The organism is Micromonospora sp. NPDC050187 (genome assembly GCF_044459745.1).
Taxonomy (GTDB): Bacteria; Actinomycetota; Actinomycetes; order Mycobacteriales; family Micromonosporaceae; genus Micromonospora.
The window spans coordinates 179,180-190,537 of sequence record NZ_JBITJH010000002.1 but is presented as its reverse complement, the minus strand read 5'-3'; the positions used below and the strand labels follow the sequence as shown (position 1 = coordinate 190,537).

At 67.6% G+C, this 11,358-nt stretch carries 9 protein-coding genes and 1 pseudogene; 7 read left to right on the top strand and 3 right to left on the bottom strand.

The window, feature by feature from the left end:
• Positions 1 to 1,206: family 43 glycosylhydrolase (locus tag ACIBJE_RS04040; protein ID WP_396742527.1), on the bottom strand; the 1,206-nt coding region annotated here is incomplete at its 3' end.
• A 559-nt stretch (positions 1,207 to 1,765) separates the two neighbouring features.
• Here ACIBJE_RS04040 and ACIBJE_RS04035 point away from each other — a divergent pair.
• The 7 genes and pseudogenes from ACIBJE_RS04035 to ACIBJE_RS04005 all read left to right on the top strand — a co-directional run.
• Positions 1,766 to 2,248: a GYD domain-containing protein gene (locus tag ACIBJE_RS04035; RefSeq protein ID WP_396742525.1), complete on the top strand. Its 483-nt coding sequence runs from the start codon at positions 1,766 to 1,768 to the stop codon at positions 2,246 to 2,248.
• A 235-nt stretch (positions 2,249 to 2,483) separates the two neighbouring features.
• A complete protein-coding gene (locus ACIBJE_RS04030; RefSeq protein ID WP_396742523.1) occupies positions 2,484 to 2,894 on the top strand; it encodes a hypothetical protein in 411 nt (136 codons plus the stop codon).
• Positions 2,895 to 2,919: 25 nt separating this feature from the next.
• Positions 2,920 to 3,222 (top strand): hypothetical protein, encoded by a 303-nt coding sequence (locus ACIBJE_RS04025; RefSeq protein ID WP_396742522.1) that lies wholly within the window; start codon positions 2,920 to 2,922, stop codon positions 3,220 to 3,222.
• A complete protein-coding gene (locus ACIBJE_RS04020) occupies positions 3,215 to 4,255 on the top strand; it encodes a hypothetical protein (RefSeq protein WP_396742520.1) in 1,041 nt (346 codons plus the stop codon). The genes ACIBJE_RS04025 and ACIBJE_RS04020 overlap by 8 nt, the downstream gene beginning before the upstream one ends.
• 109 nt (positions 4,256 to 4,364) lie before the next feature.
• Positions 4,365 to 8,993 carry a S8 family serine peptidase gene (locus ACIBJE_RS04015; RefSeq protein ID WP_396742518.1) on the top strand — a complete coding sequence of 1,543 codons (4,629 nt, stop codon included), beginning with the start codon at positions 4,365 to 4,367 and terminating at the stop codon, positions 8,991 to 8,993.
• Positions 8,994 to 9,306: 313 nt separating this feature from the next.
• The gene (locus tag ACIBJE_RS04010; protein ID WP_396743483.1) at positions 9,307 to 9,702 is read left to right on the top strand and encodes a RidA family protein; all 396 of its coding nucleotides are present in this window, start codon (positions 9,307 to 9,309) and stop codon (positions 9,700 to 9,702) included.
• 242 nt (positions 9,703 to 9,944) lie between these two features.
• Positions 9,945 to 10,085, top strand: a pseudogene (locus ACIBJE_RS04005) (IS30 family transposase); the annotation flags it as partial.
• A 306-nt stretch (positions 10,086 to 10,391) separates the two neighbouring features.
• Here ACIBJE_RS04005 and ACIBJE_RS04000 read toward each other — a convergent pair.
• Both ACIBJE_RS04000 and ACIBJE_RS03995 read right to left on the bottom strand, forming a co-directional pair.
• Positions 10,392 to 10,784 carry a hypothetical protein gene (locus ACIBJE_RS04000; protein ID WP_396743518.1) on the bottom strand — a complete coding sequence of 131 codons (393 nt, stop codon included), beginning with the start codon at positions 10,782 to 10,784 and terminating at the stop codon, positions 10,392 to 10,394.
• 34 nt (positions 10,785 to 10,818) lie between these two features.
• Positions 10,819 to 11,175, bottom strand: coding sequence for an IS3 family transposase (locus tag ACIBJE_RS03995; RefSeq protein ID WP_396743480.1), 357 nt, complete (start codon positions 11,173 to 11,175; stop codon positions 10,819 to 10,821).
• Between the last annotated feature and the right edge of the window lie 183 nt (positions 11,176 to 11,358).

Genomic DNA, 11,358 nt, shown 5'->3' with positions numbered 1-11,358 from the left:
GTCCGCCTGGATTTGGATCAGCTCGGACTTTCCGTCGTTGTCGAGGTCGGCGAAGCGCACCCTGGCCGGGTCGGTGAAGGAGGTCCCGATAACCGCAGCGGCGCCGTACGGCATGGTGTCGAAGCCCTTGTAGTTGTGCCAGGCCTTGATCTGGCCGTCGGTCTGGATCAGGGCGATCTCGGCGCGGCCGTTTCCGTCGAGCGAGGACTTCCGGCTGCCGCCCTGAACCGGCAGGCCGTTGACCCAGCGGAGGTTGATCGAGTACATGTGCCTGCTGCCGTCCGCGACCGCGGCGTGCATCACGACCTTGTCGCCGCCGCCCAGCCCATCCTGGGCCGTCACGACGTCCGCGCCACCTGGACCACAGAGTCCCGTGTTGGCCTGGGTCATGAAGGCTTCCGGCGCCGGACTCCAGGGTCCGGTGACCGCCGGCGCCGTTGCGTACGACGTGTAGTAGCCGCAGCTGGCGAAGGACCCACCGGAGTAGAACAGCACCATCTTGTCGTCACGCTGGACCAGGTCCGGCGCCTCGATGATCTGGCCTGCCGCAACGGTCAGCATTGCGGTCGTCGGACCGACCAGGGTGGTGCCGTTGTTGGTGACCTGGCTGACCCAGAGCGTGGACGGCCGGTTGATGGCGTTGCCGTCGTTCTTCCAGGTGAGGTAGCGCGTTCCGTTCCGTGCGACGAAGGTGTTCGCATCGATCGCGCCGCCCTGGCTGAGGGGGCAGATGAGCGGCCCCGATCCGTAGGGCACGAACCCCCCGAGCGGCGAGGTCGCGATCGCGACGCCGATGCACTGACGACCAGAGGCGGCGTCCTGGGCCGTGTAGGTGAGGGTCAGACTGCCGTCAGGGTTGGGGTGCACGTCGGGAGCCCAGGTCCTGCCGGCGACGGCCCAGCCGCCGGGCCCACCCGGCATCGCGTCACCGAGGACCTGCCACGGCCCGTCGATGGTGGGCGCGCTGGCCACCGGGAGGTGCCTGAAGTCGTTGGTGGCATAGGCGTACCACGTCTGGCCGATGCGGACCACGTCCGGGTCTGCGAACCCTTGTGCGATGAGCTTCTTGGGGCCTTCGGCTACGGCGGTGACGGCACTCGGGCCTGCCGCGACCGGCGTGGCCGGAACGACGAGAGCGAGGGTGGCAAGCACTGCGAGCGAGGCCGCGTTGGCTTGGCTGCTGCGGTGGATGGGCGGGATACGCATGGCGAGCTCCCTTCGGGGTCGGCCGTCGCTGTCTGCGGCGCGACCGTATACCGGCCTAGGCCAGTATCGTGGAGGCCTGCCGAGTTGATGTCAATGGCTCGCTACGCACCGAGACCCGTACCAGCGCCTGTCGATGGCCGGTGGGCTGTTCCTATCGTCCTGTCAAACGAGGGCTGCGCAGGCAAGAGCCTGTAGCTCGCTGTCCAGACTGCGCAACATGGCGTGGCGGGTCCGTTGACGCTCCGGCTACCCGCCGATGCCGGGAAGGTGGGCGGTGATTGCTCTTACCTGGTCGACGAGTTCGGGTATCTCGACGACGTCTGTGCCTGCCGTTCGGAGGAGTTCAACGCCGTGCCAGGCGACGAAGAGGGGCGGTTCGCGGAGAGCGAGGACGACTCGGGTGATCCTGGCGGCGATGATCAGCTCTGCGGGGGGCCATCACCGTGATCAACGGCCCGTGACGCTCGCATCACTCATTCTGACGCGTACCTGATGCAGATTGCGGCCATCGTGCCAGGAGCAACCTGACGCTGAGGTCCCTTCATGGAGGTGAAGGGCCATGCCGACGTTTGTCGCGTTGCTGAACTGGACCGATCAGGGGATCCGAGGCTACAAGGACACCGCGAGGCACGCCGAGGCCTTCGCCGCAGCGACACAGAACCTCGGGGCGAATCTCCTGAACATTTACTGGACTGTCGGTCCGTACGATGTCGTGGGCGTCGTCGAGGCGCCCGACGACGAAACCACCTCCGCGGCGCTCCTGCAGCTCGGCGGGGCGGGCAACGTCCGTACCACCACCCTGCGGGCCTTCGGTCGAGAGGAGATGGACCGGATCATCGCCCAAAGCCGCTGGCTGAAAATCTTGAAAGGCCAGCGCGTGGTTGTCCGTATGGTGGGACGCCGATGTGCGGGCCCAGTGGGAGCCTGCTGCAAAACACCAGCCACGAGCCCGTGCGTGTCGGTGACGTCACTGCTCAAGTCTGCCTTGATCTTGCCAACGCTCAACGCAACCGAGCCGCTGACAACCAGTTCGGTTCCTTGACCGGCTGCCGGTGGTGGCGGCATGATCCGCGCATGATCGCAGGCCAGAGGCAGCTCGCAGACCTTGCCCACCGGTACCCGCCGGTCGGCGTGGCGAACGAGTGGATCCGGCTGCTTCGGCCGGCCATCCGCCTGATCCCGGCGACCGAACCCGCGCAAACGGCGGTCCATCATCTGGACGTGGCCCATCGCCGTCAATCGATACTGCCTGGCCGGTACGGGAAGGACACGGACCGTTGAGCAGTGCGGCGCTGCCCACCGGTGACCTCGACATCGCCATGCCCAGTGACAGCACGCTGCTGTGCTTCCAGCTCGACTGCCAGGTAGACGACGTGGCGGCAATGCGATCGCGGGCGGCCCGGTACGACCGCCAACCGACATCCGCGGACGCCCTCCTCGACGTACACGATCTGATCGGGCACCGCGGATCAACTCGAACCGGGGGCGCGCTTGCCGTTGACTCGGCAGCTCGAACGGCGGTGGTCGAGCAACCCGGCGTCGAGCCGGGTGAGCCCCGGCAGCACCTGCACAAGGTGGTGCTCGACGTGGGTCCCGTACCGGCTTTCTCCGACCTGGACTGGCGGGCGCCCGGTAGGGCCGACCAAGCGGCTACCCCGTACGAGCACCGACTTCACCGGGCGGCGTGAGGCGGTGACCCGCCAGGTGGTCTCGGTGGAACACGCGGATCCGTCCGCCGAGCTGGTCGCCGCCGCCGACCTGCTGGTCAAGGTGGCCTGCCCGGAGCGAGAGGGGGCCGAGCCGGCATCGGCCGCCGAGGCGGTACGCCGAAGCGGGTACCTGCCGCCGGCCATCCGGTTGGCCCGCGTGCAGCTGGCCCGTCGGCGGGGCTGGCCGTTGGCGGATCTCGCCCGACGGCTCGGCCAGGAGTCGCCCCCGGCCCGGTTGGCTGCGGAGGACAAAAGGCCGGGGCTGCGGCGCTGCGGGCACCGCAGTGGGTGGTGGTGCCGTGCTTGAGGGGCTCGGCCTGCCGGCTGGCCTGGCTGACGCGTATGCCCATCTGGTGACTGTTCCGTCGGTGGCGCCGGACGAGATGGCTAGGGCGTTGGGAGCCAGCACCGATGACGCCGTCACCATGCTCGCCGCGTTGGAGCGGCATGCGCTTGCCAGCCGGTCCGAGTTCGGCGGGGAGGCGCGGTGGACCGCCGTTCCCCCGTTGCTGACCGGCCAGCGGCTCCTGGTCGAGCAGGCTTCGCGGCTGCTCGAGGCGCAGCGTGAACTGCTCGCGCTCTCTGAGTCCCACCAGCGGACGGTCAGGGCTGGCGGCGCGGAGCATCTTGTGGAGGTCGTGGTAGGCGAGGCCGCCTTGCACGCGCAGCTGAGCCGGCTGGACGAAGCCGCGCAGGAGGTGCTCGCGCTGGTGAAGCCGCCGTTCGTCGCGGTCTCATTCAGCGACGACGCCGCACTCTCGACAGCTCCGAGCAGCCGGGTGATATTCGACCACGCGGTGTTCGCCGATGATTACCACACGGTCGAGCGGCTGCGGCAAACCGTCAGGCCGGGCGACCAGCTTCGTGTGCACCCTGCGGTGCCGATGCGGCTGAGGGTGTACGACCAGCGGGTCGCTGTACTGCCCCTGGTGCGACATGACGCCCAACCGGCCGTGCTGCTGGTGCATTCTGGTGGCCTTGTGACCCTCGCCGTCGAGTTCTTCGAGGCGATATGGCGCGAGGCGACCCCACTGCCTGTCGGAGACGCCGATCTCGGATCTGGTGCCGAGCGCCGGTGGCTAGGTCTCGATGATCGGCGGATATTTGGGCTGCTCCTAACGGGGGCCACCGACGCGACGATCGCCCATCAACTCGGTCGCAGCGAGCGCTGGGTGCAACGCAGGGTGCGTTTGATGATGGACGAGGCCGGGGTGCGCACCCGGCTGCAACTCGGCTGGGAGGCGCACCGGCGCGGATGGCTGGTGGACGAGCCGGCCGGCGGTCGGTCATCCACGGCTGACGCGGACGAAGTAGCATCACCGCTACCGCCCGTAGCCTGACGAACGCGCTGCTGACGGCACGCGTCCGGCCGGTTCTCCCGGCGGCTGTCGGAAACACGCACGGTCGCATTCCCGCACGTCGTGGGCGCTTCCCCAACCCCCTCCGGCGATGTTGTCCTGGGGCGGCTCTGGCCCATCCCCAGGAGGATCACCCACCCTCTTCCGCTTCGCCGGGTTCGCCGACATCGCCGTCAACTTGGCGTGCCGCGCGCCTGCGGGGGCTGGCCACCACCTGACCGACCGGCTGGTCCGGATGAACCGTCCCAAGCCGGCCACGACCGGAACTGCGGCAGACGCCTGCACAAAGAGGAGAAGGCGCATGTGGAAACGACGACCTCGGGGTCCGCGGCGGAAGTCGAGGCCCGCGGCTGTTGCGACGATCGCCCTGTTGGCATTGCTTTCGAGCACGGCTCCGGCGGCACAGGCTGCGCCGACCGAGGGGGAGCCGGCTGACCGGGCGAGTGCCAAGATTGAGAAGCCTCTCGCTGGGAAGTTCGCGGCGGCAGCCAAGCAGGACTTCCTGGTCCGGTTCACCGAACGGGCCGACCTGACCGAAGCCGGGCGGACCAAGGACTGGGACGTGCGCGGCGCCACAGCGGCGAACGCGCTGAAGGCCAGCGCGGCGCGCAGCCAGCGCGGGGTACGCGCCATGCTGGACAGGGCACGGGTCAGTTACAAGTCGTTCTGGGCCACCAACGCAATCTACGTCGAGGACGGCTCGGCGACCCTGGCCCAGCAACTGGCCGGGAGGGCAGAGGTGCAGATGCTCTATGAGCCGCGCACCTACGAAATCCCCGTAGTCGCGGAGGACCAGCCCAGTGTCACGCCGCAGTCACTCCAGTGGGGTATCGCCGACGTCAACGCCGACGATGTCTGGACCAACTACGGCGTCACCGGCGAGGGCGTCGTGGTCGCGAGCATCGACTCCGGGGTGCAGTACGACCATCCGGCACTGGTCAAGCAGTATCGCGGCACCAACGGCGACGGGACCTTCGACCACAACTACAACTGGTTCGACGCTTCTGGCACCTGTGGGGGCAAGCCCTGTGACCTCAACGGCCATGGCACCCACACCATGGGCACGATGGTCGGGGACGACCGTGCGGGCAATCAGATCGGTATGGCGCCGGGCGCCACCTGGATCACGACGAACGGCTGCTGTGACAGCGACACGACGCTGATCGAGTCCGGCCAGTGGCTGCTCGAACCCACAGACTCGAATGGCCAGAATCCGGACGCCAGCAAGCGTCCGAACATCATCAACAACTCGTGGGGCACGCAGTCTCCGTCCAACGACCCGTTCATGGAGGACATCTCCAGGGCGTGGGAGGCTTCAGGGATCTTCAGTGTCTGGGCCAACGGCAACATCGGTTCCGCCTGCAACACCAGTGGGTCACCAGGTAGCCGGATCATCAACTACTCGGTAGGCAACTACGACAGCAGCCACGCCATCAATCCATACTCGAGCCGGGGAGCCGGCCAGGACGGGGAGACCAAACCCAACATCTCCGCTCCGGGATCGGCCATCCGCTCGTCGATTCCGGGTAGTGGCTACGCCCACTACTCCGGCACGTCGATGGCCGCCCCACACGTCGCGGGTGCGATCGCCCTGGCCTGGTCGGCGGCACCGACCCTGCTCGGGGACGTCGCCGCCACCAAGGCCCTGACGGACGGTTCCGCGGTCGACAGCCCCGACAACCAGTGCGGTGGCACCGACGACGACAACAACGTCTTCGGCGAGGGTCGGTTGGACGCGCTCGCGCTGCTCGCTGCCGCCCCCACCCGCGACACCGGGGTCCTGTCCGGCACGGTGACCGACGCGACGAGTGGTGGCCCGGTCGCGGAGGCCAAGGTCAGCCTGACCGGCCTGATCGCCCGTACGGTCAGCACCGACGCCAGCGGCCGTTTCGAGCTGCGGCTGCCCGTGGGCGCGTACGACCTGAACGTGTCCAAGTTCGGCTACGCGACCGACACCTTCACCGCAGTCAAGATCGATGCGGACCGGACGACAACGCTGAACGTACCGCTGGCAAGCCGTCCGTCCAGCACCGTGACGGGCACCATCACCGACGGATCCGGCCAGGGCTGGCCCCTCTACGCCAAACTCGACGTCGGGGACACCCCGGTGTCCGCGTTCACCAACCCCGTCACCGGTGCCTACTCGCTCAACCTCCCGTCGGGCACCAGCTACCGAGTTCAGGTGACCGCGCAGTACGCGGGCTACGACCCGAAGACGGTGACCCTGGACCTCACCGCCGGTGGCAGCGTCACGCTCGACGTGACGCTGGAGGTCAACCTCGGGTGCAATGCTCCGGGCTACCGCCTCGTGTATGAGCCCGTGCTCCGGGAGAGTTTCGACACCGGGAAGGTCCCCGACGGCTGGACCGTCGTCGACAACCTCGGAACAGGGCGGGTCTGGACCTTCAACGACCCGGAGAACTGGGGCAACCTCACCGGTGGCGACGGGTCCTTCGCAGACGTCAACGGCGACTACTACGGCCCGCCGAGCACCCAGGACACCGCACTCGTGACGCCGGTGCTCGACCTCTCCGACATCACCGACGCGACCTTGGAGTTCGCGACCGACTACCTGCATCACGCCAGCGAGAAGCCGGAAGTCGACGTCTCGGTCGACGGCGGCGCGACCTGGACCACGGTGTGGACCCAGGACATCAGCCTGCGCGGACCCGGCAAGGTACAGGTCTCGCTACCTGGCGCGGCCGGACAGCCCGACGTGCAGATCAGATTCCACTACCGCGTCGGCACCTGGAGCCATTGGTGGCAGGTGGACGACGTCTTCGTCGGCCTGCGGGACTGCGTCCCGCTCGATGTCGGTCTCATGGTCGGCAACGTCTACGACGCCAACGACAGGACCCCGGTGAACGGCGCGACCGTCACCAGCGACGAGGCTCCCCACGACACCGCCACCACCGTGGCGACGCCGCAGGACGACGCCCTGGCCGACGGCTTCTACTGGATGTACTCGTCGCTGACCGGCAAGCACCCGTTCACCGCGGCCAAGGCTCGCTACCAGGCGACGACCCGACCAGTCGATGTGGTCAAGGGCCGCGTGACCTCGGCCGACTTCCTGCTGGGCGCCGGGCGCCTCACGGTCAAACCCTCCTCGGTGCAGGCCAGCGTCCCCCTGGGGGGCGTGGACGAGCGCACCTTCACCATCACCAACGACGGCACCGCGCCCGTCGAACTGGAGATCACCGAGAACGACGGCAGCTTCACGATCCTGAAGGCCGACGGCACCAGAACGTCGTCGACCAGGATCGCGGGGTCCACCGGCACCTCCGTCAATCGGGTGAAGACCAACGTGACCCCGTTGCCACGGGCACCATCGGCGACCACCGCAGATGATGCCGAGCCCTCCGTTGTCCCACACAGCCAGCCGTGGATTGACCTGCCCAACCACCCCACCGACATCATGGACAACCATGCCGGCTATCTCGACGGCAAGGTCTACTCCTTCGGCGGCACCGAAGCAGGATTCGGCACGACCACTGCGTCGTACGTCTACGATCCAACGACGTTGACCTGGACCGCGCTGGCCCCGATGCCGGAAGGGCGACAGCAGGCCTCGTCGGCATTCGTCGACGGCAGGTTCTACCTGATCGGCGGCTGGTCCGGTGGTGACGGTGCCACCGTCGGCGTCGCGGCCATCTACGACCCGGAGACCAACACCTGGACGAAAGGCGCACGCAACCATCCGTCGCCGGCGGCTGCGGCGGGGACCGCGGTGCTGAACGAGAAGATCTACATGGTCGGCGGCTGCACGAGCAGCTGCGGCACGCGCGATGTGGTCGTGTACGACACCGAAACCGACACCTACCAGACCGCTGCCGACTACCCGACAAACACCTCCTGGCTCGCCTGCGCGGGTCTGGACGGCAAGGTTGTCTGTGCCGGTGGTTTCACCGGTTCTACGAGTTCCGTCTCGACGTACTCCTATGATCCTGCAACGGACAGTTGGACGCGTCGGGCCGACCTGCCGGGTACATACGACGCGTGGGGCACCAGCTACAGCGCCGCCAACGGCCTGCTGCTGCTTTCCGGTGGCGCGGTTGCCGACTCGACGGCGGTGACCAACGAGGGGTACGCGTACGACCCGCGCGCCGACAAGTGGACCGCCCTCCCCAACTCCAACAACTCGCTGTACCGGGGTGCCGCGGCATGTGGCTTCTTCAAGATCGGCGGGGCGTGGGCGAACTGGTCCGCAACGCGAGCCAACGAGGTCCTTCCTGGATACGAGGACTGTCGTGGCCCCGGAGTCTCATGGTTGAGCGCTGGGCCGACGACAGCGACGATCAAGGCCGGTGACAGCCTCACCGTCGGAATCGTGTTCGACTCCACTGCGGTCAGTCAGCCGGGCACCTACACGGCCGAGCTGAAGATCAAGGAGAACACCCCGCACCCGAGCCCCACCATCGGCGTCACCATGAACGTGATTCCACCGAAGTCGTGGGGCAAGCTGACAGGCATCGTCAGTGGTCAGCCCTCCCGTGGTGCCGTCACACCCGTAGCCGGCGCGATCGTCCAGGTCAATGACGCAAACCATGCCTTCACACTGGTCACCGGCGCTGACGGCAGCTACGCCCGCTGGATGAACCAGACCAGACAGAACATGCAGATCATCGTGGCGAAACACGGATACGTGCCGCAGACCCGCGAAACCCGGATCATGAGAGGAAAAACCACGACGGAGAACTTCACCCTGCAACCGCTCCCATAACGATCTTCGGGAGACGCCCCACTGCTGCCGATGAACGAAGACGTCCCTCCGGGCGGGTTGGCTCTGACTGCCGATCAAGTGCCGACCCGTTCCGGAGGGACCGTGACCACACCAGACCCGAAGATCAACGGGTGAGTGGGCAGGTGGCCCCGTCGATGGCGATGTCGTCGAGCGACAGGCCGACGATGTGGTCGTAGGCGTCGAGCACGATTGCCTTGCGCTGGGCGAACGTCAACCATGACCGGTCGGCGAATATTCGTTGAGCCGCTCGGGGGCCGGCGGTAGCGTCGCCGCCGTGACCTCACCGGCCCGACTGATTCGCGAGCCCGCCCTTTCCGACGTAGCCGAGTATGCGTACGCGGCCACGGTCGAGCCGCCGGCCCGGCTCGTCTTCACCGCCGGTTCCTGCCCGCTGGACGCGGAGGGGCGGACCGTCGCGCCGGGCGACCCGGCTGGCCAGGCCCGGCAGGTGATGGCCAACCTGGAGACCGCCCTCGCGGCGGCCGGCGCCCTGCTCACCGACGTCGTCAAGACCACCGTCTACGTGGCGTCGTCCCGCCGGTCCGATCTGGTGGCCGTCTGGGAGGTCGTCCGGGACGCGTTCGGCGACCACGAGCCGCCCAGCACGCTGCTCGGGGTGGCCGTGCTCGGGTACGACGACCAGCTCGTCGAGGTCGAGGCCGTCGCCGCCGTCCGCGACGGGCGCTGACCTACGGACCGCCCGGCGAGGCTTCCCAGTCCATGGCGGGTGGGAGCCACCCCGGCCGTCTGGTCAACCGGCGCCGACACCCGCGCGGCAAGGCAGGCAAGGACTGGCAGCCCGGGAATTCTGAGGTTCCCCCCGTGTGGACACTGGGTTATGCCGCGACCTGATGCAGCGTAGTCGGTGTGAGGGTCCCCCGAACCCGCGCGAAGCAACGCGCGTGGGCGCACGTCACCAGCGACACGCTGATCAGTCAACGGCCCGCCGAAGTCGCGGACCGGGCCGTCCCCGGGAACTGGGAAGGAGATCCGATCATCGGGTTGCAGCGCTCCGCGATCGGGACACTGGTCGAGCGGACGACGAGGTTCACGATGCTGATCCACCTGCCTCGTGAGGCCGGCTGGGGTGTGATCCCGCGGACGAAGAACGGCCCTGCTCTCGCCGGCTACGGGGCGCTCACGATGAGCAGAGCCCTCGCCGACACGATCAGCCGGCTGCCCGCGCAGCTACGCCGGTCGCTGACGTGGGACCGCGGGTTGGTTGGCCTCACAACCGTGGGCGGGCGGACCAACCCGCCGCCGTCGGGGCCGGTAGCTGCCACCAAGGTCGAAGACACTGAGCGGCAAGTGGTGGCGGACGTTGAGTCGTGGTTCAACAGACCGCCACCGCCTAGCCGTTTGGCTTCTGCCGCCGGGCTAGTGCAGCACCCAGTAGGACCGAATCCAGCCAAATCCATTCGGGGAACAGGTGCAGTTGACTGCCACGAACCAGACACCGCTACCTGAGTCGTATGCCTCCCAGCACGGGCCGTAGACGCGGTCCGTGCTCCATCGGTACTCAAGCACGGTGGCGTTGACGTTGGGATTGTCCTGCACAGGAGTCCAGTCGTCGATGACGACGTACTCACAAGAGGCGGAGGCGTTCACGTTCGTCGACCCTGGCTTTGGTCCAGCCAAGGCAGGCGAGGGCGAGACCGCGACAGTGGTGCCGATGAAGGCCAGAATCAGGCCCACGACGGACGCCGGAAACAACCGGGCCAGTCCGGATCGAGCGGACGAGGCTGCGGCGATGCCTCTGCGGATAAGCATGTGCTCCTCCTTGCGAGGGCAGACAGGAACCACATCATAGAAGAATGTCGATTGATGTGGCCATTGCCGGGACCGGCCACCCAGCCCCGAAACTCGCGACGGATGGACAACCACCCGATGCCACCAACACTCGGGCAATCACCAACAGACCGAGCCCCTTCATCGTGAAGTCGCGTTTGACCAGGTCACCGGGACGTCTGGTCTCCGCTGCGGGCCGGGTCGTGCGCGGCGACTTGTCGCGTAGCAGCCCGCGTAGCCCGGACTCGCGCATCAGCCGTTCGACGGTGCACCGGGCCACCTCGACACCACGGCGGCGTAGCTCGTGCCAGATCTTGCGGGCTCCGTGGACGCCGTAGTTGTCCTGGTGGATCTGCTCGATCATTGCGGTCAGCTCGTTGTCGCGCTGTGATCGGACGCTGGCGGGGCGGGTCTTGGCGGCGTAGTGGGTCGACGGTGCGATCTGTGCCGGCGCGCCTGCAGGACCCGCTGGACACCGTGCCGCTCCCGCTGGGAGCCGACAAAGGCGACCGTTGTAACAGAACCTGTTAGGTCTCCGGACCGAAAAGGCGCCTCC

Bases quoted from the DNA above. Each gene is read 5' to 3' on its own strand.
- ACIBJE_RS04035 (WP_396742525.1), top strand. From the start codon at position 1,766: ATGCCGACGTTTGTCGCGTTGCTGAACTGGACCGATCAGGGGATCCGA.
- ACIBJE_RS04015 (WP_396742518.1), top strand. From the start codon at position 4,365: ATGTTGTCCTGGGGCGGCTCTGGCCCATCCCCAGGAGGATCACCCACC.
- ACIBJE_RS04000 (WP_396743518.1), bottom strand. From the start codon at position 10,784: ATGCTTATCCGCAGAGGCATCGCCGCAGCCTCGTCCGCTCGATCCGGA.